Source organism: Streptomyces sp. NBC_00503, assembly GCF_036346895.1.
Lineage (GTDB): Bacteria > Actinomycetota > Actinomycetes > Streptomycetales > Streptomycetaceae > Streptomyces.
On record NZ_CP107855.1, the window covers coordinates 7565109 to 7589416 of the forward strand.

Sequence of the window (24308 nt, forward strand, 5' to 3'; positions counted from 1 at the left end):
TCAGCCCTGCGGGCGGCGCAGCACGTACCCGATGCCGCGCACGGTGTGGATGAGCTTGGGCGAGCCGTCCGCGCCCGAGTCCACCTTGCGGCGCACGTAGGAGATGTACGACTCGACGATGCTGAGGTCGCCGCCGAAGTCGTACGCCCACACGTGCTCCAGGATCTGCATCTTGGAGACCACGCGATCGGCGTGGGTCATCAGGTACGCGAGCAGTTTGAACTCGGTGGGGGACAGGGAGACGGGCCGGCCGCCACGCAGCACCTGGTGGCCCACCGGGTCCAGTTCGAGGTCGCCCGCGACCAGGCGCCCCTCGCCCGCGGGGCCGCCGGTGCGGCGCAGGATCGCGCGGATCCGGGCGATCAGCTCCTCCAGGCTGAACGGCTTGGTGACGTAGTCGTCGCCGCCGGCCGTCAGCCCGCTGATCTTGTCGTCCACGCCGTCCTTCGCGGTGAGGAAGAGCACCGGCAGGTGCTCGGCCCCCGGTGCGGAGCCGGCCACTTCGCGCAGCCTCCGCACCACGGCGAACCCGCTGATGTCGGGCAGCATCACATCGAGCACCACCAGATCCGGCCGCTCCTCGGCGACCGCCGCCAGCGCGTCGGCGCCGTTCGCCGCCGAGGTGACCTTGAAGCCCACGAACCGCAGCGAGGCGGAGAGCAGCTCCCGGATGTTCGGCTCGTCGTCGACGACCAGCAGGCTCGCCTCGGGCGTGGCGGTGTCCCTGTCCAAAAGGGGTGTCTCCTTCCTCTCGCGCTCAGCCCCGTCCGCCGCCGAAACCTCCCCCGACGCCCTGGGCGACGGTGGTCGCGGCGACATCGCCCGAGGGGCTCTGGCTGCCGCGCACGGTCACGGTCTGACCCGGCTGGAGGTCGGACACCTTGCCGCTCTTGGCTTCGGTGATCTGGGTGTTGTTGTCGGTGGTGATCTTGACGACGTTGCCCTGGGCGTCCGTGACGTAGAGGGTGGTGCCGTCGACGAGCTTCACCGTACCGGTGGTGAAGCCGGCCCCGGCGCCCAGCCCGCCCGTCGCACCCCCGGACCCCTGCCGCGAACCGTTCTGCCCGGTTCCCGTGCGGCCCTGCCCGGTGGTGCCCTGGCCCTGCCCGCCGGCACCCTGCCCGCCGGATCCCTGCCGCTGGCCGCCCGCGCCCGTACCGCCCTGGCCGAAGCCCGTACGCCCCTGGCCGCCCGCCCCGGCAGCCGGATTGCGCCCGGCGGACGCGGATCCGGATCCCGATCCGGCCGAGCCCTGCAGTTGTCCCTTCTCCACCAGGGCGCCCCCGGCGAACGCCAGCCCGGCCACCACCCCGCCGGAGAGCAGCAGCCTCAGCCAGGGCAGCCGCGGCCGGGGCGGAGCGGCGAGCTCCGCCGAGATGTCCCGGGTGTCCGGGGGCTCGGCGAGGATCTCCTCGGGATCTTCCGCGGGTCCCGCGGCGGGACCTTCCACGGAGGGTTGCTCCGCAGTCGCCGAGTCGGCGGCCGAGTCGGCGAACACCTCGGAGAACGGCGTGAACCGGTCCTCGCCCGCCTCATGCGGCTGCTTCTCCAGTTCGGTACGGCGTCGTGCCATGTCACTCTCTCCCTGTCCCCGCACGTGTGGGCTCACTCGTGCCGCAGTGCTTCGATGGGCCGCAGGCTCGCGGCCCGGTTGGCCGGATAGCCGCCGAAGAACAGGCCGATCACCACCGCGATGGCGAAGGCTCCGACGACCGACTCCGGTATGACGACCGGCTTGATGCCGACGATCGTGAAGTGCGAGCCGATCAGTCCGGCCGCTACGCCCAGCCCGCCGCCGATCAGCGAGAGCAGCGTCGACTCGGCGAGGAACTGGCCGAGGATGACCCCGCGGGGCGCCCCGATCGCCTTGCGGATGCCGATCTCACGCGTCCGCTCGGTGACCGTCACCAGCATGATGTTGGTGATGCCGATCCCTCCGACCAGCAGGGAGATCGCCGCGACCGCGCCCAGCAGCACGGTGAAGGTCTTGTTCGTCGAGGCCTGCGTGGTCAGCAGGGACGCCTGGCTGGCGACCCGGAAGTCCAGCGCGGCCGGGTCCTTGATGCCGTGCCGCGCCATCAGGACGCTCGTGATCTCGCTCTGCGCCGCCGTCGTCGCGTCCGCCGACTTGGCCTCGACCAGGATCTGGCCGACCGAGCCGAAGCCGGTGAAGGCGTTCTGCACGGTGGGCAGCGGCGCGACCACCACGTCGTCCGGGTCCTGGAACCCCGTACCGCCCTTGGTGGCGAGCACCCCGACCACGGTGAACGGCGTACCGCCGAGCACCACCTTCTTGCCGACCGGATCGACCGTGCCGAACAGGTCGGTGGCGGTCGTCGAACCGATCACGGCCACCTTGCGGGAGGCCAGTACGTCGTCACCGCTGAAGTAGTCGCCCTTGGCCACCTTGCTGTTGGAGGCCTTGAAGTACGCCGGGTAGGTGCCGACGACCTGGCCGACCGTGTGCGAGGAGCCCTCGTAGAGAGCGGTCTGCGAAGTGGTGACCTCGGGCGCCACCGACGCGACGTGCGGGGCGGCCGAGGGGTCGGCGAGCGCCCGCGCGTCCTCGACGGTCAGCGGCTTAGTGGAGCCCGCGGAACCGGCTCCGGAGCGCGAGCCGCCGAATCCGCTCCCGGAGGAGACGGTCAGGGCGTTGGTGCCGAGCTTCTCGATGGAGTCCTTCACCGCCTGCGAGGAGCCGTTGCCGACGGCGAGCAGCAGGATCACCGCCGCGACGCCGATCAGCACCCCCAGCATCGTCAGCGCGGAGCGCACCTTGTTCGCCGCGAGGCCGCCGAAGGCGAAGCGCAGCGTCTGGAACGGGTTCACCGGAGACCTCCGGACACCGCGGCCTCGGACAGCCCGTGCATCTCGTGCTGCCCGCGCATCGCGGGCGGGGGCCCGTCGACGGGTGCCTGCCGGACGTCCTCGACGATCTGCCCGTCCACCAGGCGCAGGACCCGCTTGGCGTGCCGGGCCACCTCGTCCTCGTGGGTGATCAGGACGACGGTGCGGCCCGAGGCGTTGAGCCGGTCCACGATGGCCAGGACCTCCTCGGTACTGCGGCTGTCCAGATTTCCGGTCGGCTCGTCGGCGAGCAGCATCGCGGGAGCGGTGACGAGCGCGCGGGCCAGGGCCACGCGCTGCTGCTGGCCTCCGGAGAGTTCGTTGGGCCGGTGGTCCATCCGGTCGGCCAGGCCGACGAGGGTGAGCGCGGCCGCCGCTCGGCGCCGCCGCTCGGCGGCCTTCACCCCGGCGTACGCCAGCGGCAGTTCCACCTGGGCGAGGGCGGTGGTGCGGGGCACCAGGTTGAACGACTGGAACACGAAGCCGATCTTGCGGTTGCGGACCAGCGAGAGCTGGTGTTCGTCCAGGCCGCCCACATCGATCCCGTCGAGCAGGTAGCGGCCCGCGGTGGGCACGTCCAGGCAGCCGAGGATGTTCATCAGGGTCGACTTGCCGGAACCCGAGCTGCCCATGACCGCGACGAAGTCACCCTGCTCCACGAGGAGTTCGACGCCGGGCCGGTGGCCCGTGGCGGGATCGCGCGGCCCGCCCAGCGCGCGGACCACGGCGTCGCCGTGCCCGTACGTCTTGAACAGCGCGCGGACCTCGATCACCGGCGGCGTCATCCGCGGCCACCCCCGCCGCCAGTGGTACGCGCACCCGTGCCCCCGCGGTTGCGGGCGCCGCCGGCCCCGGCGCCGCCGGGGAAGGTTCCGCTGGGGAAGCCGCCGTTGCCGGCCGAGGACACCGGGGCCAACTGCACCTGCTCGCCCTCGGTCAGTCCGCTCACGACCTGGTCGGCGCTGTCGCCTTCGAGACCCAGGGTGACCGGCGTGCGTACGGTCGTGCCGTCGGCCTTGACCACGGTGACCGTACGGTTCTCCCCGGTCCCGGACACGGCCGCGGCCGGCACCGAGAGGGCGCCGGACGCCTCGCCGACGACGACCTGGATGCTGGTGCTGAGGCCGCTGCGCAGGTCGGCGGTGGGGCTCGTGATGGTGAGGGTGGCCGAGTACTGCACGGCGCTCCCGCCGCTCGCGTTGCCGCCTCCGGAGGAGGATCCGCTGCTCACCGGTAGGGAACTGACCGACAGGACCTGCGCGTTGAGGGTCTTCCCGGACATCGCGTTGAGGGTGACCGTCGCCGGCTGGCCGGGCTTGAGCTTGAGGGCGTCGGCCTCCGAGAAGCTCGCCGTCACCTGCATCCCGGACGGGTTGGTGAGAACCACGAACCCGGACAGGGTGGAGGAGGAACCGGCGCTGGACGAAGCCGAGTTGCCGCCCGATCCGCCGCTTCCGCCACTCGAACCGCTGCCGGTGCCGTTCGTTCCGGTGACCGTGTCGCCCACCTTCGCCGAGACCGAAGCCACCGTCCCGTCGGCCGGCGCCTTCAGCACCGTCCCGTCCACGGCGCGCTGCGCGGCGTCCACCGCGTTCTGCGCCTGGGTGAGCTGGGCGCGGGCCTGGGCCAGCTGCGCCGGATCCACGGTCGGGGTCGCGGCCGGCACGGGAGTGGAGGCGGAACCGCCCCGCGAGGACGAGCTGCCGCTGCTCGGAGCCGAACTCACCTGTCCGGCCTCAGCCTTGGTGAGGTTGGCCTGAGCCGCGGTCAGCGCGGCCCGGGCCTGGTTGAGCGTCTCGGTCGCCGTGGTCGCGTCGACCTTTCCGAGCAGCTGCCCCTTGGTGACCTTGTCTCCGGCCTTGACGCCGACCTCGGTGAGCCGACCGCCGGTGGTGAAGTTCACCCCGGCATCGCTCGGCGAGCTCAGCGAACCCGCACCGGAGACCGTCGCGAGGACGGTGCCCTTGGTGACCGCCACGGTCCGCGCGGCATCGCGCGCCGGACCGCCGCTGTCGCCGGAGACCGCCGCGTACGCGCCGCCGGCGCCCGCGAGGACCGCCACTCCGAGCACCGAATTGATCAGGACGGCCCTGCGCCGCCGTGGGAGCACCTTCATGGAGCGGATCCTGGCCGCCCGTACTTTGCGGGGTCTGGGAGCTTCCTGGGAGTTCCCTGGGAGTGTCGCTCCCGGTCGAACCGGGGCACAGGGACCCATAGGGTGCGTCCGGTACGGAGCTTCGGGCTCCCGGGGGCGCCGGAGCCCCCGCACTGTCAGGGAACTCCCAGCCCCGGCCCCTCGGGCAGGCCACGTCAGGTCGGGCCAGGTCAGACCCGGTTCGGTCAGGACAGGTAGTCGGCGACCAGCTCCGCGAAGGCCTCCGGCGTGAGGACCTCGACACCGGCCTCGGCGGCCTTGACGGCCTTGGAGCTCGGCTTGCCGCTCGCGGAAGGCGCGGCGACGAGGAGGGAGGTCTTGGAGTTGACGCTGCTGCCCGCGCGCCCGCCCGCCTTCTCGATGAGGGCATTCATCTCGGACCGGCCGAAGCCGTCCAGCCGGCCCGCCATCTTGCCGGTGACCACGACGACCTTGCCGTCCAGCGGACCCCCGCCCGGCACCGCCGACGGACCTTCGGGCTCGATCATGTTGACGCCCGCCGCGATCAGCTTGTCGATGACGGGGGCCAGGGCGGCGACCTGCTCGACGATGACCGGGGCCTTCTCCGGGCCGATCCCCTCCACGTCCTGCATCACGGCCGCGTCGGCCTCGCGGATCGCCTCCATGGTGCCGAAGTGCCGGGCGATGCGACGCGACATGCTGCGCCCGGTACCGAGCACGCCCAGGGCGCAGAAGACGCGGTTGAGCGGCCGGGACTTGGCCGCCGCGATCTGCTCGGCGAGCTTGGCGGCCCGCTTGGCACTGCCGGCCGCGACGGTCAGCTGCTCGAGGGTCAGGGTGAAGAGGTCGGCGACATCGGTGACATCGCCCGACTCGACCAGGGCCGCCACGTACGTCTTGCCCAGGCCGTCGATGTCGAGCATCTCGCGCCCGCCGGCGTACTCGATCAGCGCCGGGAGCGCGCACGTGGTGCCCTTCGCGCAGCGCCACCGCTCCTGGGTCTTGTCGATCTCCCCGCCGCAGCGGGGGCAGGCCTCGGGCAGCGGCACCCGCACGGCCCCGGCGGGACGGAGCCGGACCACGGCCGCCTGCACCCGCGGGATGATGTCCCCCGCCTTGTACACCGTCACCGTGTCGCCGAGGTGCAGATCGCGCCGGCGGATGTCGGCCGGGTTGTGCAGGGTGGCCCGAGTGACGGTGGAGCCGTCTATCTCGACCGGCGAGAGCAGCGCGGTCGGAGCGAGGACCCCCGTGCGACCGACCTCCCACACGACCTCCTCCAGCACCGTCTGCCGCTCGACCGCGGGCAGCTTGACCGCGATCGCCCAGTGCGGGAAACGGCTGCCGACCCCGGCCGCCTCCTGCTCGACGGTGTCGTTCAGCTTGACCACCACGCCGTCGATGCCGACCGGCAGCTCCGCGCGCAGGGCGGCGATCCCGTCGATCCGCCGCTGCGCCCCGGCGAGATCGGCGACCAGGCCCAGCCCGGCCGCGGTGGCCGCGGTCGTCCGCACCCCGGCCGCGGCCACCGCGGCCAGGGTCTCGGCATGGGTCCCCGCGACGGGCAGGAACGGTGCGCCGTCCAGTTCCACGGCGCCGTAGGCCCAGAACGTCAGCTCGAGCCGGTACGGCCGGTCCTTGGCCCTCAGCGTGCCCGCCGTGCCGTTGCGGGGGTTGGCGAAGACCTGCGCGCCGTGGGCGGTCCGGACCGCGTTCGCCCTTTCGAACTGCTCCTGGGTGAAGGCCACCTCCCCGCGGACCTCGAAGGTGGCCGCCCCGGCAAGCTGCTCGGGCAGCCCGTCGATCTGGCCGATCACGTGGCTGATGTCCTCGCCGTGACTGCCGTCGCCGCGGGTGATGATCTGGACCAGGCGGCCGTCGCGGTACCGGGCGGCCACCGCCGCGCCGTCGATCTTCGGCTCGACGGTGAACCCGCCCTCCGGGGCGCGGCCCAGCCGGCGCTCGACCGATGCGCCCCAGGCCAGGAGGCCCTCGGCGTCGAAGACGTTGTCCAGGCTCAGCAGGCGGACGGTGTGTGCGACGTCCCCGGCCGGGGCGGCCCCGTCGGCGACCAGGCCGGTGGGGGAGTCGGCGGAGACCTCGCCGGGGTTCTCGTTCTCCCAGGCCAGGACGGCCAGCCGCAGCCGGTCGTAGGAGACGTCGTCCAGAGCACTGTCGCCGTCACCGTAATAAGCCTGCGAGGCCGCACGCAGGACAGCGAGCGCGGACTCGTACGCGGTACGGCTGGACAGAGCCTCATCGGCGGAAAGAATCGTCATGGGAGTGATCCTCTCGTGGGGCACTGACAATGGCCGGACGGCCTGGGGAGCTCCGGGCGCCGTCGAAAATCGGGTGCCCGTGTCCGGTGCGGGGCGCAGACTCGCTCCATGGCGGACATGAGTGCGTTTCGGGACGCGGTCGGGGACTGGGCGAACGGCGGACCGGGCGGGCCGACAGGTGAACTGGCCGAGCGCTTGGGCGTACGGACGGCGGTGCTGCTGGAAGGGCCCAGCGACCTGGCCGCCGTTGAGGCGCTGGCCGCACGGCGCGGCCGGGACCTCGCCGCCGAGGGCGTGTGCGTCGTATCGATGGGCGGGGCCATGAGCATCGCCCGCTACGCCGGCCTCCTCGGGCCGCCGGGCCTCGGGCTGCGCCTGGCGGGCCTGTGCGACGAGCGGGAACAGGGCTTCTACGAGCGGGGCCTCGAGCGCGCAGGGGCTCCGCACCGGGACTTCTCCGTGTGCGTGACGGACCTGGAGGACGAGCTCATCCGAGCGCTGGGCACGGAGCGGGTCGAGGAAGTCGTCCGGGCCGAAGGCGACCTCCGGGCCTGGCAGACCTTCCTGGGACAGCCCGCACAGCACGGCCGCCCCCAGGGGCAGAAGTTGCGGCGCTTCCTCGGAACGAAGAAGGGCCGCAAGATCCGCTACGGCCGCCTCCTGGTCGAGGCGCTGCGCCCCGAACAGGTGCCGGCCCCGCTCGACGACCTCCTCATGGGCCTGTAGGCACGCAGCGCCTGCAGGCCTGCGGCCAGGACCGATGCCGATCCCGGGACTGTTATCGTCCGATCATGCCTGAGCTGATCACGCCCACCCCCCGCCTGTACGCATCGTGGCTCGCCGCGCAGGAGGAGTGGGGCGACGACGCCCACATGGACGGCGCCGGCCTCGGCTCCGACGACGAGGTGGACAGCCGGGAGGGCTTCGCCGCATGGACGGAGCGGCTGAAGCGGTACGGGGACCGCACCCTGCCGGTCGAGCACGGACGCGTCCACGCCACGTACTGGTGGATCGCCGAGGGCGACGAGTACCTGGGAGCCATCGACCTCCGGCACTACCTCAACGGATTCCTGCTCGATGCGGGCGGCCACATCGGCTACAGCATCCGGCCCTCGGCCCGCCGCCGAGGCCTCGCCACCTGGGCCCTGGCCGAGGTCCTGCACGAGGCGCGGCTGCTGGGCATGGACCGGGTGCTGCTCACCTGCGACCCGGACAACCGTGCCTCGATCCGCACGATCGAGAGCAACGGCGGGGTGCTGGAGGACGTCCGGGAGACCCTGATCGGTCCCAAGCGGCGCTACTGGATCGATCTGTAGCCGCTCGAGCCCGCGGCGGGATGCGGCGGGAACGCCGGCACTGCGGGCGCCGGCACTGCGGGCGCCGGCCCCAGGGTGGTGGTCCCGGGAGCCGCCCGGTGGCCCAGGCCCGTCCGGTACGCGTCCAGGGCCGCCTCGGTCCGGCCGGACCTGCGCAGCAGGTCGCCCAGGAGCCGGCACAGGTCCGCGAGGTCGCCCGTGGCCCCACTCCGCTCCAACAGCGCCAGGGCCTGCACGTAGTGTTCCTCGGCGGACTCGTTCTCGCCGCGCTCCTCCGCCATCAGCCCCAGGAGCCGGTGCGCCCCGCCCGCGTGCACGGCTCCGTGGCTGTCGCCCAGGGCGAGAAGGGCCGAGAGCAGCCCGGCGGCCTCCTCGTACCGGCCGAGCCGGCGCAGTACGTCGGCCAGTTCGACCTCCACCTGGGCGGTGTACAGGGCCGCGCGGCCGGCCGAGAGCATCTCCCGGGCCGTGCGCAATTCCCGTTCGGCGCGCGAGAGATCACCGTTCTGGGCGTGCAGGTAGCCGCGCATCCAGTGGCAGTGCGCCAGGTCGGTCCGCAGCTGTAGCTGACCGTAGATCGCCTGCGCCTTGGCGATCGAGGCGTCGGCGTCGGCCACCCGTCCCTCGGTCAGGAACGTCCGCGCGACCTGCCGGTGCATGCCCGCCACCAGGGCCGGGTCGCCGACTCCAGGGGCCAGCGACAGGGCGAGTTCGGCGGCGTGGGCGGCCCGGGCGTGGGCGCCCATGTCGATGTACGGCCCGATGACCGCGGAGTAGAGCAGCACCAGCGCCTCGGGGTCGGCCAGTCCGCTTGCTCCCAGCTCGTCGATGGTGGACTCGAGCAGGTAGCAGGCGTAGCGCAGCTCCCCGGCGAGCAGGTGCGCGACGGCGCGGCCGCGGATCGGGCGGGCCCGCCGGGGGAGCGGCTCACCCGCCAGAAGACGCTCGGCCGCCTCGAAGTGAGCTATGGCGCCGGTCAGTTCACCCGACTCCAGTGCGCAGTCGCCGAGTCCGAGCAGTGCGCAGATGCGCTCCTCGGTGAGCCCGAGGTGCTCGGCTTCGGCGAGGAGCCGCCGGTAGCGCACGGCGGCCTCGTCGGACGCGCCGGAGGCCAGGACCTGCTGGGCGTCGGTGAGGGCGAGGCGCAGCTCGGTGGCCAGATGGGTGGGGCGTCCGGTGGCCAGTTCCTCGTAGGAGGTGCCCAGGCGTCCGGCGAGGAAGCGCAGCGCCGCCTCGGAGGGCCGCACCTTGCCCGACTCGAGCGTCGAGATGTAGGCCGGAGTGTACGAGGGCTCCGCCAATTTTCGTTGGGTCAGGCCGAGTTCGGTGCGCATGCGCTGAACCCTGCGGCCGATTTCGGCCGGTTCGTCCATGGAGTCCCCCTCGTTGCTCGAACTGCCCAGTATTCAGGGGGAGCAGGCCATTGCGCACCCGTCGTGCGCCACCTAACTTAAGCAACCGATTCACTTCACTTACATGGATGCTTAACTTCCTTTCCCCCAGGAGGACTTCATGCGTCACGTCAGACGGCCGACCGCCGGGCCGGCCCTGCGCGGAGCATTCGCGGCGCTCTGCGCGACCCTCGCGCTGCTGGCCGCCGGGACCGCTCGCGCCGCCGAGGTGCCGGACGCCGCACGCCGGGTGGCGGTGGAGGTTCCGGGGCCGGAGCAGGGCGGTGACGCCGGATCGGGGCACGCGCTCGTACCGGTGGGCGCGGGCGGCGGCTCCGGGGCCAAGACCGGCGCCCGGCTCTCCGAGGCGGAGCGGGCCGCGGACGGCGAGGTCGCCGAGCTCGTTGCCAACGGACCCACCGCCGACCGCCTCGACGTGGTCATCGTCGGCGACGGCTACACCGCGGCCGAGCTGTCGAAGTTCCACACCGATGCCAAGGCCAAATGGGCCGAGGTGACTGCCGTCGAGCCCTACACCACCTACCAGAACCTCTTCAACGTCTGGACGGTCGACGCCGTCTCCCACGACTCCGGCGTCACCGGCGACCCGGACCGGGGAACCGTCCGCGACACGGCCCTCGGCGCGTACTTCTGGTGCGAGGCCATCGAGCGGCTGCTGTGCATAGACCAGCCCAAGGTCGACGCCTACGTGGCGAAGGCGCCGCAGGCCGACCTCGTCATCGTCCTGGCCAACAGCGCCAAGTACGGCGGCGCGGGCTACAACGAGCCCAGCGCCACCCTCGGATACGAGGGCATATCCACCGCCTCGGCGGACAACGCCAAGTCCGGCCAGGTCGCCATCCACGAGACCGGCCACTCGCTCGGCAAGCTCGCCGACGAATACTTCTACCCCGGAGTTCCGGACTACGAGCAGTACACCGGCCCCGAACCGGCCGAGTCCAACATCTCCACGCTGCCCGCCGACCGGATGGCCCAGGAGCGGGCCAAGTGGTACCGCTGGCTGGGCGAGACCTCACCGGACGGCGGCACGGTCGGAGCCTACGAGGGAGGCGGATACTTCGTCACCGGGCTCCAACGGCCCACCGACAGCTCGATCATGAGGGTTCTGGGCAAGCCCTTCAACCTCCCCGGCGTCGAGTCGATGATCGCCGGCTTCTACAAGCACGCGAAGCTCGTCACCCCGCTCACTCCGACGGACCGCACCCTGCGGCTGCGCCAGACCGCGAAGGCGGCCGTACCCCGGCTGACCGGCGCGGACGGTCGGCAGCTCGTGGTCCGCTGGTACCTCGACGGCCGGGAGCTGAAGCGCATGGAAGGCCGGACAGAGGTTCCGGTCGCGGACTTGCGGCTGTCCGACCTCCGCACGCACAAACTGACGGTCACCGCGGAGGACCGCACCCCGTCGGTCCGCGACCCGAAGATCGCCCGCACGCTGCACTCCACCACCGACTGGAACGTCCGCAGGTAGGCACCGGCCGCCGCCGCCGGCCGCCCGGCCGGGCGCGAGGCGTCAGACCATGAACAGGAGCCGGGTGTTCGGCACCAGCTTCCGGTTCACGCTGGTGCTCTGCACGAAGATCGTGAAGTCGTCGTTGTGGTCCGGCTTGATGCGGACCTCCGCGTCCGGAAGTCCGAGTACGGCTCGGGCCTCCGGACCGGTGTACACCCGGTCCGTCTTCTTCTCCAACACCGCGATCTGCTTTCGCGCCTGGATCTTCTCCGACTTGCTCAGCTGATAAAACGCGCAACCGGTGCGGTAATTGTGCCCGGATTCGACGACCCAGTCCCGGATCGCGGCTTCGCGCGCCACCGGAATCAGCTGGTACTCCGACGGATTCGCCGGAGTGAGGCCGGCCGCCTTGATGGTGTCCTTGTTCACGGTCTCGGCGCCGGTGGAGAATACGGCCCGCGATCCCCGGATGCCTTTGGTGCGGCCCACCATGAATTTCTCCGTGGCTTCCTGGATCACCTGCCCGGCCTCTTCGAGCCCCTGGGTGCTCGTGGCGTCCCACATGGCGATGTTGTTCTTCGGGAAACCGCACTGCATGGCCTCGCGCTTGCCCATCTGGTCCGGCACGAGGACGGCCAGCGTCCAGTTGTCCTCCTGCGTCTCGACCATCTTGGCCACGGCCTGCACCAGTTCACGAGGATCCCTGGTGGGGGCGTCGGGGCAGCGGTGGCTCGCGTTCTCCTGCCCGTCGGTCAGGACGAACGTCAGGAAGCTGTGGTCGCCGTACAGCTGCGCCGTCTGCGCCAGCTCCCGCTGCGACTTGAGCGTGGCCGCGAGCAGCGCCGTCATTCCGCCGACCCGGTACATCTGCTTCAGGGACGGCATCCGCAGCACGTCCTTGTCGTAGATGACGCAACTCACCTTGTCCGCGAAGACATAAACGGTGACACGGGTTTCCTGGTCCAATTCCTGGGACCGGCGGGCCAGATAGGAAATCTGCTGGTCGGCGACCTCGACCACCTTGCCGCTCAGATGGGACATGGACGAACTGGCGTCCAACACAAGGGCAACGTGATTGATGAAGTTCTGGTTTCCGGACATGAGCACTCCCCGTTCTCCGACTGGATGCTCCTATCCTCTCAGCCACCACTGACAATCGACCTTGGATCCCGGGCCGGGGCAGAGCCCCACATCAGCCGAGCGGGGCCATGTCGTACGTCACCCACATGGTCCGCGTGGCCACTTGGTCGTACTTCGACCGGGCCCGGTGGTTGTCATCGGCGGTGATCCAGCGGACCACGCTCCAGCCCCGCTCCGCGGCCATCGCGCGCAGGGCGCCGAGCAGCAGGTCGGCCGCGCCCGAACCGCGGTGCTCGGGTGCGACGAACAGGTCGTCGAGGAAGCAGCCGACGGTCGCGGAGAGCGGCCGGGCGAACGGACGGTAGTGGGCCAGGCCGAGCAGGCGGCCGTCCGTGTCCTCGGCGACCAGGGCGCCGACCTCGTGCCCGGGGTCGGCGATCCACGCCCACACGGTCGCGGCGGCCTCCTCGGTCTGCTCCACCGCGTAGAAGTCGGCGTAACCGCGGTAGAGGGCACGCCACTGCGCGAAGTCCTCGGCCCGGGGGGCGCGGACGATGATGTCGGACATGGCGGGGAACTCCTGTGATCGGACGGACGCGGACCCTGTGGTCCGGTCATCGATCATCGCGCAGCGCGACCGCGGGGGAACGCGCCGCGCTGTCGAAATGCGGGCCGCCGGACCGCCGACATGGAGGGGTCCCCGGCTGCGGCGGAACCGGTTCGCTTCGGCGCACCGGTTCGCTTCGGCGCACAGGTCAGTTCGGCCTGAGCCCGTCGAAGACCACCTTGAAGATCAGCTCGCGGGCCCCCGGATCCGCCCCGAGCTGTTCCACCGCCGCGCCGGTGCCGGTCAGGAGGGCGAAGAGCTCCGGCAGGCCCAGCTCCGGGCGGACGGCCCCGGCCTGCTGCGCCCGGGCCAGCAACTCGGTGAGCCGGGACTGGATTTCGAGGGTCGGCGCCTGCAGCGCGGCGTGTGCGTCGACCCCGGCGGCGCCGAGGGCCCGGGTGAACTCGCCCTTGCCCGCGGACTGTTCGACCACCAGGCGGAAGCAGGCGAAGAAGGCTTCGGTGGGCCCGGCTTCGGAGGCCAGTTCCGCGGTCCGATCCGCCATGGTCTCCATTCGGCGCACCATGACGGCCACCAGCAGTGCCTCCTTGGTCGGGAAGTGCCGGAAGAGCGTGCCGACTCCGACTCCGGCGGCCCGGGCGATCTGTTCCGTGGGTACGCCGACACCGCTGGTGGTGAACACCTCCGTGGCCACGTCCAGCAGCCGGGCCCGGTTGCGAGCCGCGTCCGCCCGCAGCGGGCGTTCCTGAGCGCCACCCATTCCTCCACCGCCCTTTCCCGTCGATCGCGCGTCTGGACAACCGGACTACTCAGTCCGTATCGTCGAAACGGAGTCGCTAGTCCGATTCTACCCGTGGTTCCCACTGGAGGTTGATCATGTCCGGAACGCTGTCACCGCGCGAGGTCTTCCAGCAACTGATCGAGGGCATAGCGGAGGGGCGGTACACCGAGCTGTCCGAGCTCTACGCCGAGGACGCGGTGGTGGAGACCGTCTTCGAGCCGGTCGGGCCCCGCCGGATCGAGGGGCGGGCCGCGCTCAAGGAACGGTTCGCGCAGGTCGCGGCGGGTTCGCCCGTGGAACTGACCCCGGTGAACGTGGGCGTCCGGGAAACGGACGACGCGGAGGTGATCGTCGCCGAGTTCGACTACCGGGTGCACCACCGGGTGACCGGCCGGAAGTTCGAATCCGCCAACGTCCAGGTACTGCGGGTCCGCGACGGCCTGATCGTCGGCAGCCGGGACTACCACGACCACCTGGCCCTCATCGTGGCCGGCGGCAACCTGCCCGATCAGGTGGCGGCGCTGGAAAACGCATACAACGTGGTGCGCGATTGAGGGTGGGGCGTGCTGGCCTGGAGAGTCTTCGGGTGGGTGATCACCTCTCGGCGGCACGGTCGGAGACCAGGCCGGCGACGGCCGAGTGAATCTCGTCGTAGTACTCGCGGCGCCCGATCCAGCGTTGCAGGGGCCGCCACTGCTTGTGCTCGGCGTTGCCGTGCTCGACGCAGATCCGCCCCGAGGACTGCTGGTGTCGGACCCCTTCCCAGACGGCCAGTTCCTCGGGGGTGGCGTCCCTGCTCGGTTTCTTCGGAGGCGCCTCGACCTGGTTGGGGAAATCTCTGGCCAGGCCCAGATAGCCGGCGTCGACCTTGGCCCTGACTCCGGGGAACTGCTCGAACAGATCCCAGATGCCCTCGGTCTTCAACGCTGTCTGATCATGCATGCGGCCGGGCCGGAACGCCCCGGTCCACAGCGTGCGGCCCTTCCCGTCGGTGATGACGGTGGCCTTCTTGGTGTTCTGCCTGCGCTTGCCCGAGACGAAGGCGCGGCGGCCGGGCTTGTTCGCCCGCGGGCGGCGGACCTGGACCTCGGTGCCGTCGATCCGCAGCTCGACGCTCTTGGCCGCGCCGTACGCGAACACGTCCGCAAGCGTGCGAAGCCGCAGGTCGGGCTGGCCGGGAACGGCGAAGCCCCGTGCGGCAAGCAGTGGACGGATCTCGTGAACAGCGCGGGTGACTGTGGAGCGGTCCACGTCGTAGAACAGGGCCAGGGCGGCGTGTGGGAGTTGAAAGCGCAGGATCACCAGGGTGGCGATCATTCGATCGGTGAACACCAGCTCGTGGTTCGGTCCGGCACCGGCCGCGCGCAGACGCTCGTGGCCTCGACGTTCGTGGAGCCGCCCTGCTTCGGAGGCCATCCAGGGGCCGGCCAACTCTCCGATCAGCGCACCGAGTCGACGCCGGGACAGACCAGTGCGGATATGATGGGAAAGGGCCGTGCGGGCCAGGTATTGCGTCACAACAACACCCAACCCGCGCGGTCCCCGCCACGTCACGGCCCACTCCTGCCGGCCCGCGCGGCATGGGCAGTTACCGTGACCGCATGACGACTGACACCACCCCACCCGCGAACCTCGCATCGATACCCAGGGCCGAGTTCGCCTCTCCCGGCCCGCTGCGCGACCAGCTCGTCGCCGCGATCCTCAACGGTTCCAAGACCTCCACCACAGAACTCCTTGTCGACTACGAGCATGAGGGGGAGCCCCTGCCGAAAGTCGGGAGCCGTTCGGTGGTCATCGACTCGGATGACCGTCCGGTCGCCGTCATCGAGATCACCGGCGTGCGTGTCGTCCCGCTGGCGCAGGTGGATCTCGCTCACGTGGTGGACGAGGGGGAGGGGGACACCAGCGTGGCCGAGTGGCGGGCGGGCCATGAGCGGTTTTGGCACAGCGAGGAGATGCGCGCCGCGTTGGAGGACCCCGAATTCACCGTGGACGACACGACGCTGACGGTTCTGAAACGCTTCCGCATCATCACCGACCTTCGCCTCGCCGATTAATCATCCGCCTATCGCTCACCACGTCGATAGCGTCCGTGCGGAGCCCGGCTCCCCGAGCCCTTCGTCAAACCCTTCGTCCGTGCCGCCAGGAGACAGGCCCATGCCGCTGAAGACCCGCCGCGCCCGTGCGTTGATGCTGTGGGGTCTGGTTGTCGCCCTGCTGGCTTTCACGGGTCTGTGCTTCTACCAGGGCAAGACGCCCGCGCTCTACCCGGAGAGCAGCTGGGGCCCCCGGAGAAGTGAAGCGATCGAGGGCGGCGGGACGGCGTACGTGCGGGTCAACTCCTGGGCGCACGCCGCCCAGGCCGATCTCCAATACGGCAAAGCCGCGGGGCTCTCCCTCAACGCGTACGGCGAGACGGTTCATGGTGTCACCCCCCTGGGCGGCATTTCCTTCACCCTCACACCCGACGGCAGGCTCACCGCGAAGCAGTGATGGCGGCGAAGGCTGCGTCAGTCTCACGGGGAGCGGTCCGGGCGGCTGCGGGGCGGGCCCAGCTCGCGCAGGACCCGGCCGAGTTCGGCGGCGGACAGCGGGGCCGCGGGCAGCGGATCGGCCGGGGCGGTGGCGCGCAGCCCGTCGAGGAAGAGGGCGAGGAAGCGGCGCCAGGCGTCCGGTACGGCGGCGGTCAGGGCCGGGACGGCCCGGCCGATCGCGGCCAGCGCGAGGAGCAGGTCCTGCGTGGTGACGTCGGCGCGCACCGTGCCCTGCCGCTGCGCGCGCCCGATCAGCAGGTCGAGGGTCTCGCGGTTGTGCGCGTGCACGGCCTCCAGCGCGCCGGCGCCGTCCAGGCCCGTGGTCATCAGGTCGTTGGCGCCGCGGTCGGCGGCCAGCCCCGCGAAGACCTGTTCGAGGTACCCGGTCAGGCCGGTCCAGGCGTCTTCGGCGCTCCGCGCCAGTGCGCCGGCGGTGACGGTGTGGGCCAGCGCTCCCTCGAAGACGGCCTCCACCAGCTGTGCGCGGGTGGGGAAATGCCGGTACAGGGTGGCGTTGCCGACGCACGCCCGGCGGGCGATGTCGTCGAGGGGGGCGTCCAGTCCGCGCTGCGCGAAGGTCTCGCGGGCCGCCTCGACCAGTAGGTCGCGGTTGCGTCGCGCGTCGCGCCGCAGGGGCATCGTCATCGTCGCTCCAACTCCTCCGAAGAAATCGGGGAGTACTCCCCAGTTCCGATGCTATCGTCGATCCTGGAAACGGGGGGCATTCCCCGGTTAGGCTTCGGGAAAGGGCGGGAACAATGGCGGACACGGCCTTGGTACTGGGCGGCGGGGGAACGATCGGCCTCGCCTGGACGGTCGGGATGATGGCCGGACTGGCCGAAGCGGGCATCGACCTCTCGTGCGCCGACGTCACGATCGGCACCTCCGCCGGCTCCGTGCTCGGGGCCCGCCTCGCCTCGGGCCTGAGCGCCGAAGAGCTCTACGCCGAACAGCTGGACGGCGCCCCGAAGATCGACGCCGAGATCACCCTCGGCCAGACCGCCCGCTTCCTCTGGGCCGCACTCGGATCCCGCGACCCGCAGCGCTCCGTGCAGCGCCTCGGCCGGGCCGCGCTGGCCGCCGACACCGTCCCCGAATCGGCGGTCCACGAGGCGATCGCCGTCCTGCTGGGCGGCGTACGGGACTGGCCGGGCTCGGACTTGCGCCTGACCGGGGTGGATGCCCGGACCGGGGCCCTGGAAGTCTTCGACGCCACCTCGGGCGTCACCCTCCCCGAGGCGGTGGCCGCGAGCTGCGCGGTGCCCGTGCTCTGGCCGCCCGTCTCGGTGGCCGGCCGTCGCTGGATGGACGGCGGCAGCCGCTCGACGGCCAATGTCCACCTCGCCCGCGGCCACCGGCGGGTCGTCGCCATCGCCCCGATCCCGAAGGCGGTGGGTCCGCACCCGAGCGCGACCGAGCAGGGCGCGGAACTCGCCGAGGACGGAACTCTGGTGGCGGTCCTCACCCCCGACCGCGCCTCGCGCAAGGCCTTCGGCCGCAACATGCTCGACCAGACCCGCTGCGCCGCCGCGGCCCGCGCCGGCCGCACCCAGGCCGCCGAGTGCGTGGACACCGTACGCGCGGTCTGGAACGCCCGGGCCGAAGACCGGCCCGTACGGCAGGCGGCGCACGGCGGCCGTACCGCGCGGTGACCCACCACCGCCCACCGCGGTGGCCCACCACCGCCGACCGAAGTGACCTGCCTCACGCCGCCTCACACCGTGTCACAGCGTGCGGGCGTGCCCTGTCTTAGAGACCGACAACCGCTCGAACAAGGAGAGACCATGAACGGCAACACCGAAGTCCTCGTCATCGGCGGCGGATACGCGGGCGTCATGGCGGCCAACCGCCTGACCGGCCGCGCAGACGTGAGCGTGACCCTGATCAACCCGCGGGCGAGCTTCGTCCACCGGATCCGGCTGCACCAGTTGGCGGCCGGTACCGACGAGGCCGTCGTCGAATACCGCGAGGTCCTGGCCGAGGGCGTCCGGCTGGTGGTCGACACCGTCTCCGACATCGACGCGGCCGGCCGCAACGTGGCGCTGGCTTCGGGCGGCACGGTCGACTACGACTACCTCGTCTACGCGGTCGGCAGCGGAAGCGCCGACCCGGGCGTGCCCGGAGCGGCCGAGTTCGCCCACCCGATCGCCACCCTGGAGGACGCGCAGCGGCTGCGCCCCGCGCTCGAAGCGGCCCCGCAAGGTGCCGCGGTGACGGTGGTCGGGGCCGGACCGACCGGCATCGAGACCGCCGCCGAGCTGGCGGAGCAGGGCCGCGCGGTGACCCTGGTCTGCGGCGGGGTCCTGGGCCCGTACCTGCACCCCCGGGGCCGGCGCTCGGTGGCCAACCGGCTGGCCAAGCTCGGTGTGACCGTCCTCGACGGGCCCGCCGCGAAGGTCGTCGCCGTGAGGCGTGACGCCGTACGGCTCGCCGACGGCCGCGAGCTGGCGAGCGCGGTGACCATCTGGACCGCCGGGTTCGGCGTGCCGGACCTGGCCGCCCGCAGCGGGCTCAGCACCGACGTGCTGGGCCGGCTGCTCACGGACGAGACGCTGACCAGCGTGGACGACGAACGCATCGTCGCCGCCGGGGACTCGGCGGCCCCCTCGGGCCTGCCGCTGCGGATGAGCTGCCAGGCCGCGATGCCGCTGGGGGCACGGGCCGCCGACACGGTGCTCAGCCGGATAGGGGCGGAGCGGCCCGCGACCCTCAACCAGGTGTTCGGCGCCCAGTGCATCAGCCTCGGTCGGAAGGCCGGCATCTTCCAGTTCGCCGACAAGCTCGACGCCGCCGTGTGGTTCAACATCGACGGCCGGCCCGGAGCCAAGCTCAAGGAGCTCGTGTGCAAGGTCGTCGTCAAGCACCTGGCCGAGGAAGCGCACAAGCCCGGCGGATACAAGCTGCACCTCAACTCGCGGGGCGGCACGCGCCAGAACCTGGTCGAAGCCCAGCGCACCGGGGCGCCCGCCACCGAACGGACGGCGGCCTAGGTCGTCTCTTTCGGATCTTGCCGGGACCTGACCGACAAGATCCGAAAGAAACGACCTAGGCGCAGCAAGTCCACGGCCCGCCCTGGCCGGACCGTGGCACGGAGGGAGGCCGGGGAGCGGGCCTTTGCCGGCCGCGCGTGATGTGGCCGGAACTCGACCAGGCCGGACGAACGGATGGCTACCTGCTGGTAACTTGCGGGAGTTGATCAAGGTCGAAGCCGTGGCCGACCATGCCCCGGCCGGAGCCATCCCCCAGTCAAGGAACCACATTGGCACGCACCGCCCGTACGGCCGCCCTCGTCTCCGCGTCGGCCCTCACGCTCGGCTTCTCCCTCCTCGGCGCCACCGCCTCCGCCGCGGACGCGCCCACACCGCACCTGGACTCGATCGAGCAGACCCTGCGCCAGGTCTCGCCGGGCCTGGAGGGCTCGGTCTGGGAGCGGACCTCCGGCAACCGGCTCGGCTCGTCCGAGCCCGGAGGCGCCGACTGGCTGCTCCAGACGCCCGGCTGCTGGGGTGACGCCGCGTGCGTGGACCGGCCCGGATCGCGCCGCCTCCTGGAGAAGATGCGCCAGGACATCGCCGGCGCCCGGCAGACGGTGGACATATCGACGCTGGCGCCCTTCCCCAACGGCGGCTACCAGGAGGCGATCGTCGCCGGCCTCAGGGAATCCGCCCAGAAGGGCAACCGGTTGAAGGTGCGCATCATGGTGGGCGCCGCGCCCATCTACCACTCCACGGTGATCCCCTCGTCCTACCGGGACGAACTGCTCACCAAGCTGGGTCCGGCCGCCGCGGGCAACATCACCCTCAACGTGGCCTCGATGACCACCTCGAAGACCGATTTCTCCTGGAACCACTCCAAGCTGGTCGTGGTGGACGGCAGTTCGGTGATCACCGGCGGCATCAACAGCTGGAAGGACGACTACCTCGAGACCTCCCACCCGGTCAGCGACGTCGACCTCGCGCTCTCCGGGCCCGCGGCCGGCTCCGCGGGCCGCTACCTGGACACCCTGTGGGACTGGACCTGCCGCAACAAGAGCAACTGGACCTCGGTCTGGTTCGCCGCCTCTCCCGGCGCCGGCTGCATGCCCTCGCTGCCCCGGCCCGCCACCCCGCCGGCAGGGGACGTACCCGCGCTCGCGGTCGGCGGTCTCGGCGTGGGCATCCGCCAGAACGACCCCGCCTCCTCCTTCCGCCCGGTCCTGCCCACGGCCGGCGACACCAAGTGCGGGATCGGCATCCACGACAACACCAACGCCGACCGGGACTACGACACCGTCAACCCGGAGGAGAGCGCCCTGCGCGCCCTGGTCTCCAGCGCGACCTCGCACATCGAGATCTCCCAGCAGGACGTGCACGCCACCTGCCCGCCGCTGCCCCGCTACGACGTGCGCCTCTACGACGCCCTCGCCCAGAAGCTCGTCTCCGGCGTGAAGGTCCGCATCGTCGTGAGCGACCCGGCGAACCGCGGGACGATCGGCAGTGGAGGCTACTCGCAGATCAAGTCGCTCTCCGAGGTGAGCGACGCCCTGCGCGGCCGGGTGGCGACCCTCACCGGTGACGGCGCCCGGGCGCGGACGGCCCTGTGCGAGAACCTCCAGCTGGCCACCTTCCGCGCTTCCGACCAGCCGACCTGGGCGGACGGCAAGCCCTACGCCCAGCACCACAAGCTGGTGTCGGTCGACGGTTCGGCCTTCTACATCGGCTCCAAGAACCTCTACCCGTCCTGGCTGCAGGACTTCGGGTACGTCGTCGAGAGCCCGGCCGCGGCGGCCCAGCTGAAGAGCGACCTGCTGGACCCGCAGTGGCGGTACTCCCAGGCCACCGCGACCTATGACTACACCCGCGGCCTCTGCCAGGGCTGACGGCCCCCGCGCCGCCCCGCCCCGCCCCGCCCCGCCCCGCGCCGCCCCGCCACGACAGGCCGGACGCCCTCGCCGAAGCGGAGAGTCACGACTCGATCGCTATAGGTGAGAATTCCGGGTGTGGCGGGGCGGCTGGCGGGCAGATCACAGTCATGGTCTCGGACATGCTCGTACGACTGCGGCACCTGGCCCGCCCGCGCCGCGCTCCCGTCTTCACCGCCGACTTCACCTCTCCCGCCCAGTGGATCGCCGGCCGCTCGTGGGCGTATCCCGACGGCGGCCCGGTCAACCCCGGGGACAACAAACTCGACCACCTCGTCGCCGACCCCGCCTACAGCCGCGGCGGGGTGTTCCGGGCGACCCTGCGCCCCGACGGCTACTGGGACAGCGGGCTCCTCACCACCGAGGGCAGCGACGAGGACTTCGCCGTGCGCACCGGCGACGTGCTGGAGGCCCGGGTGAAGCTGCCGGTGCAGCGGGGCGCCTGGCCCGCGATCTGGACCTGGCGCGACGGCGGCCAGGAGATCGACGTCTTCGAGTACCACCCCGACAACCCCGACCTGCTGGAGCTCTCCAACCATGTCCGCGAGGCGCACCGCTACCACCGCGACCCGGCGATCCGGCCCGGTGCGTGGATCGACCTGAAGGTCGAGTTCGGGAAGAGTTCGGTCGTCTGGTGGGTCAACGGGGTACGCGTCTTCAGCGACGGCAAGGGCGTGGGCCGCGGCTGGTCCGCGTACCTCATCGTCAACCTCTCGGTCTCCGCGGGCCGTTACCACCCGGCGCCGGAGCCCGCGGTCACGGAGCTGTCCTACGAGGTCTCGCAACTGCGGGTGTACCGGACGCGCCCTGGACGGTGAATCCCCGGTGCGTTAGCTTCCGGCGCCATGAGACTTCTGGGAGTTGGCATGTGCGCGGCGGCTCTGCTGCTGGGGGTGGTGGCCTCCCCGGCGCAGGCCGCGGATGAGTTACGGGACCTTCGGGGCGCGTCCTGGGCGCTGAAGGAGACCGGCAAGGACGCCCGCTTCCGGGGGCTGGCGGCCGTCAGCCGGTCCACGGCCTGGGTGGCCGGATCCAAGGGAACCGTACTGCGCACCTCGGACGGAGGGCGCAGCTGGCGGGACGTCTCGCCCCCGGGGGCCGTCGCGGACGGGCTGGAACTGCGGGACATCGAGGCCTTCGACGGGCGCCGCGCCGTGGCCCTGTCCATCGGGGAGGGCGAGGCCTCCAGGGTGCTGCGCACCGAGGACGGCGGTGCCACCTGGACCGAAGCCTTCCGCAACCCCGACCCGCGGGCCTTCTACGACTGCCTCACCTTCTTCGACTCCCGGCACGGGCTCGCGATGAGCGACCCCGTGGACGGGAAGTTCCGCATCCTGTCCACGGACGACGGCGGGCGCAGCTGGCGGGTCCTGCCGAACGCCGGGATGCCGGAAGCGCTGCCCGGCGAGGCGGGCTTCGCGGCCAGCGGCCAGTGCCTGGTGGCCGCCGGGCCCCGCGATGTCTGGCTGGCGACCGGCGGGGGCGCGGTCGCACGGGTCCTGCACTCGGCGGACCGCGGCCTGACCTGGCAGGCGGCCGACTCCACCGTCCCGGCGGGGGATCCGGCGCGCGGGGTCTTCGCCCTCGCCTTCCGCGACCGTACGAGGGGACTCGCGGTCGGCGGTGACTACCGCACCGGGCAGGCATCCCCGCAGGCCGCGGCGGTGTCCTCGGACGCGGGCCGCACCTGGCGCCAGGCTCCGACCCCGCCGCCGGCCTACCGCTCGGGCGCGGCCTGGTTCCCGTACGGCTCCGGCACGGCTCTGGCGGTGGGTCCGACGGGCACGGACGTGACCGGGGACGGCGGCCGCACCTGGCGGCCGCTGGACCCGGGGTCGTTCGACACGGTCGCCTGCTCGGCGGACGGCGGCTGCTGGGCGGCGGGGGAGAAGGGGCGGGTCGGGCGCCTGGAATGGGCGGGCAGGGGAGGGCCGTGGTCCGAGTGACGGGCGTCGGCTGAGGCCCGGCTCCGAGCGGCCGACGCGGTCGGCGGGGTCGGCGGGTCCGGCGGGTCCGGCGGGGTCGGCACGGTCAACTCCCGGTCAGGGCCGCTGCCAGGAGCTCGGCGGTCCGGGCGATGAGGGGGTTGTCGGCCGGGGCGTCGGGGCCGGGCTTGGTCGTCAGGACCGCGATCACAAGGGGCGGGCGGCCGGGGGGCCAGGCGACGGCCACGTCGTTGTTCGTGCCGTACCGCCCTCCTCCGGTCTTGTCCGCGACGGTCCAGGCCGGCGGCAGACCGGCCCGCAGCCGTTCGCCACCCGTGGTGTTGCCCAGCAGCCAGCCGGTGAGCCGCCGCCGGTCCCCGGGCGCGAGCGCGGTTCCGAGGACGAGGCGCTCGTAGGTCCGTCCGATGGCCTGCGGGGTGGTGGTGTCGGTGACCCGCCCGGGTTCGGCGGAGTTCAGGTCCGGTTCCCAACGGTCCAGACGGGTCGTCGGGTCCCCGGTCGAGCGGGCGAAGCGGGTGATGGCGGTCGGGCCGCCCAGCTCGCGCAGGAGGAGGTTGGCGGCGGCGTTGTCGCTGAAGCGGATCGTGGCGTCGCTCAGCTCCGCGACCGTCATTCCGGCGGCGAGGTTCTCCGGCTTGCCGGTGATCGGGGCGTGACCGGAGGCGGTGACCTCCTGCTCGGAGTAGTGGACGCGCTTGGCCAGGAACTCCCCGTCCCGGTCGAGGTCGCGCAGGACGGCGGCCACGGCCAGCGTCTTGAAGACCGAGCACATCGGGAAGAGCTCCTGCGCCCGGTACTTCACGGTGCGGCCGGTGGCGGTGTCGAGGGCGTAGACGCCCAGCCGGGCGGAGTGCTCCCGTTCCAGCTCGGCCAGCCGGTGCACCACCGCGTCCCCGCCGCCGTCGCCGGTGGGCGCGGTCGTGGTCGTGGTCGCGGCGAAGGCGCTCCCGTCCGCCGCCAGCGGCGCCGCCAGAGCCGCCGCGGCCCCCCACGCGAGCACGGTGCGTCGGGACGGGTTCTTTCCTGTGATGTCCACGGTCGTCCTCTTCCTCTCCGGACCAAGATCCCAACCGTATGCC

At 71.9% G+C, this 24308-nt stretch carries 24 protein-coding genes; 11 read left to right on the forward strand and 13 right to left on the reverse strand.

Features of this window, described 5'->3' with window-relative positions; translation table 11 throughout:
* The 6 genes from OG490_RS34445 to ligA all read right to left on the reverse strand — a co-directional run bounded on the left by OG490_RS34445 (window position 1) and on the right by ligA (window position 7242).
* Window positions 1-732: a response regulator transcription factor gene (locus OG490_RS34445; protein ID WP_330300202.1), complete on the reverse strand. Its 732-nt coding sequence runs from the start codon at window positions 730-732 to the stop codon at window positions 1-3.
* Window positions 733-757: 25 nt separating this feature from the next.
* Window positions 758-1573: a DUF5666 domain-containing protein gene (locus OG490_RS34450; RefSeq protein WP_330300203.1), complete on the reverse strand. Its 816-nt coding sequence runs from the start codon at window positions 1571-1573 to the stop codon at window positions 758-760.
* 32 nt (window positions 1574-1605) lie between these two features.
* Entirely contained in the window at window positions 1606-2829 is a 1224-nt protein-coding gene (locus OG490_RS34455) for an ABC transporter permease (RefSeq protein ID WP_330300204.1), read from the reverse strand.
* A complete protein-coding gene (locus tag OG490_RS34460; RefSeq protein ID WP_330300205.1) occupies window positions 2826-3632 on the reverse strand; it encodes an ABC transporter ATP-binding protein in 807 nt (268 codons plus the stop codon). The genes OG490_RS34455 and OG490_RS34460 overlap by 4 nt, the downstream gene beginning before the upstream one ends.
* Window positions 3629-4963, reverse strand: coding sequence for an efflux RND transporter periplasmic adaptor subunit (locus OG490_RS34465; protein ID WP_330300206.1), 1335 nt, complete (start codon window positions 4961-4963; stop codon window positions 3629-3631). Before OG490_RS34465 ends, OG490_RS34460 begins: the two co-directional genes overlap by 4 nt.
* A 224-nt stretch (window positions 4964-5187) precedes the next feature.
* Window positions 5188-7242 (reverse strand): NAD-dependent DNA ligase LigA, encoded by a 2055-nt coding sequence (gene ligA / locus OG490_RS34470; protein ID WP_330300207.1) that lies wholly within the window; start codon window positions 7240-7242, stop codon window positions 5188-5190.
* Between the two features lie 108 nt (window positions 7243-7350).
* On the opposite strand from ligA, the gene OG490_RS34475 reads away from it, so the two are divergent.
* Together OG490_RS34475 and OG490_RS34480 are read left to right on the forward strand one after the other, a co-directional pair.
* Window positions 7351-7968 (forward strand): TOPRIM nucleotidyl transferase/hydrolase domain-containing protein, encoded by a 618-nt coding sequence (locus OG490_RS34475; protein ID WP_330300208.1) that lies wholly within the window; start codon window positions 7351-7353, stop codon window positions 7966-7968.
* 65 nt (window positions 7969-8033) lie between these two features.
* Window positions 8034-8558: a GNAT family N-acetyltransferase gene (locus OG490_RS34480; RefSeq protein WP_330300209.1), complete on the forward strand. Its 525-nt coding sequence runs from the start codon at window positions 8034-8036 to the stop codon at window positions 8556-8558.
* Here the strand turns inward: OG490_RS34480 and OG490_RS34485 are convergent.
* The gene (locus OG490_RS34485) at window positions 8540-9931 is read right to left on the reverse strand and encodes a tetratricopeptide repeat protein (protein ID WP_330300210.1); all 1392 of its coding nucleotides are present in this window, start codon (window positions 9929-9931) and stop codon (window positions 8540-8542) included. The genes OG490_RS34480 and OG490_RS34485 overlap by 19 nt on opposite strands.
* A 139-nt stretch (window positions 9932-10070) precedes the next feature.
* Here OG490_RS34485 and OG490_RS34490 point away from each other — a divergent pair, with 139 nt between their 5' ends.
* Window positions 10071-11438 (forward strand): M64 family metallopeptidase, encoded by a 1368-nt coding sequence (locus OG490_RS34490; RefSeq protein ID WP_330300211.1) that lies wholly within the window; start codon window positions 10071-10073, stop codon window positions 11436-11438.
* 42 nt (window positions 11439-11480) lie between these two features.
* Here the strand turns inward: OG490_RS34490 and OG490_RS34495 are convergent, their stop codons facing one another.
* From OG490_RS34495 to OG490_RS34505, 3 genes are all read right to left on the reverse strand, one after another.
* Window positions 11481-12521, reverse strand: coding sequence for a vWA domain-containing protein (locus OG490_RS34495; protein ID WP_330300212.1), 1041 nt, complete (start codon window positions 12519-12521; stop codon window positions 11481-11483).
* A 91-nt stretch (window positions 12522-12612) separates the two neighbouring features.
* Window positions 12613-13068 carry a GNAT family N-acetyltransferase gene (locus OG490_RS34500; RefSeq protein ID WP_330300213.1) on the reverse strand — a complete coding sequence of 152 codons (456 nt, stop codon included), beginning with the start codon at window positions 13066-13068 and terminating at the stop codon, window positions 12613-12615.
* A gap of 187 nt (window positions 13069-13255) precedes the next feature.
* Entirely contained in the window at window positions 13256-13828 is a 573-nt protein-coding gene (locus tag OG490_RS34505) for a TetR/AcrR family transcriptional regulator (protein WP_330300214.1), read from the reverse strand.
* Between the two features lie 116 nt (window positions 13829-13944).
* On the opposite strand from OG490_RS34505, the gene OG490_RS34510 reads away from it, so the two are divergent.
* Window positions 13945-14403 carry a nuclear transport factor 2 family protein gene (locus OG490_RS34510; RefSeq protein ID WP_330300215.1) on the forward strand — a complete coding sequence of 153 codons (459 nt, stop codon included), beginning with the start codon at window positions 13945-13947 and terminating at the stop codon, window positions 14401-14403.
* Window positions 14404-14443: 40 nt separating this feature from the next.
* Here the strand turns inward: OG490_RS34510 and OG490_RS34515 are convergent, their stop codons facing one another.
* Window positions 14444-15367 carry a transposase family protein gene (locus OG490_RS34515; RefSeq protein WP_330300216.1) on the reverse strand — a complete coding sequence of 308 codons (924 nt, stop codon included), beginning with the start codon at window positions 15365-15367 and terminating at the stop codon, window positions 14444-14446.
* Between the two features lie 83 nt (window positions 15368-15450).
* Here OG490_RS34515 and OG490_RS34520 point away from each other — a divergent pair, with 83 nt between their 5' ends.
* On the forward strand, window positions 15451-15906 hold the full coding sequence (locus OG490_RS34520; RefSeq protein WP_330300217.1) for an ASCH domain-containing protein: 456 nt from the start codon (window positions 15451-15453) through the stop codon (window positions 15904-15906).
* A gap of 100 nt (window positions 15907-16006) precedes the next feature.
* The gene (locus OG490_RS34525; protein WP_330300218.1) at window positions 16007-16342 is read left to right on the forward strand and encodes a hypothetical protein; all 336 of its coding nucleotides are present in this window, start codon (window positions 16007-16009) and stop codon (window positions 16340-16342) included.
* Between the two features lie 23 nt (window positions 16343-16365).
* On the opposite strand, the gene OG490_RS34530 is transcribed toward OG490_RS34525, so the two are convergent.
* Complete coding sequence (locus OG490_RS34530; protein WP_330300219.1) at window positions 16366-17028, reverse strand: TetR/AcrR family transcriptional regulator; 663 nt, start codon at window positions 17026-17028, stop codon at window positions 16366-16368.
* Between the two features lie 113 nt (window positions 17029-17141).
* On the opposite strand from OG490_RS34530, the gene OG490_RS34535 reads away from it, so the two are divergent.
* From OG490_RS34535 to OG490_RS34555, 5 genes are all read left to right on the forward strand, one after another.
* Window positions 17142-18035 (forward strand): patatin-like phospholipase family protein, encoded by an 894-nt coding sequence (locus tag OG490_RS34535; protein WP_330300220.1) that lies wholly within the window; start codon window positions 17142-17144, stop codon window positions 18033-18035.
* A gap of 132 nt (window positions 18036-18167) precedes the next feature.
* On the forward strand, window positions 18168-19373 hold the full coding sequence (locus OG490_RS34540) for an NAD(P)/FAD-dependent oxidoreductase (RefSeq protein ID WP_330300221.1): 1206 nt from the start codon (window positions 18168-18170) through the stop codon (window positions 19371-19373).
* A gap of 269 nt (window positions 19374-19642) precedes the next feature.
* On the forward strand, window positions 19643-21241 hold the full coding sequence (locus OG490_RS34545) for a phospholipase (RefSeq protein ID WP_330300222.1): 1599 nt from the start codon (window positions 19643-19645) through the stop codon (window positions 21239-21241).
* 164 nt (window positions 21242-21405) lie between these two features.
* Window positions 21406-22101, forward strand: a complete 696-nt coding sequence (locus OG490_RS34550) for a glycoside hydrolase family 16 protein (RefSeq protein WP_330300223.1) — start codon at window positions 21406-21408, stop codon at window positions 22099-22101.
* Between the two features lie 48 nt (window positions 22102-22149).
* Window positions 22150-23229, forward strand: coding sequence for a WD40/YVTN/BNR-like repeat-containing protein (locus OG490_RS34555; protein ID WP_330300224.1), 1080 nt, complete (start codon window positions 22150-22152; stop codon window positions 23227-23229).
* 85 nt (window positions 23230-23314) lie between these two features.
* On the opposite strand, the gene bla is transcribed toward OG490_RS34555, so the two are convergent.
* Window positions 23315-24265, reverse strand: coding sequence for a class A beta-lactamase (gene bla, locus OG490_RS34560; protein ID WP_330300225.1), 951 nt, complete (start codon window positions 24263-24265; stop codon window positions 23315-23317).
* Between the last annotated feature and the right edge of the window lie 43 nt (window positions 24266-24308).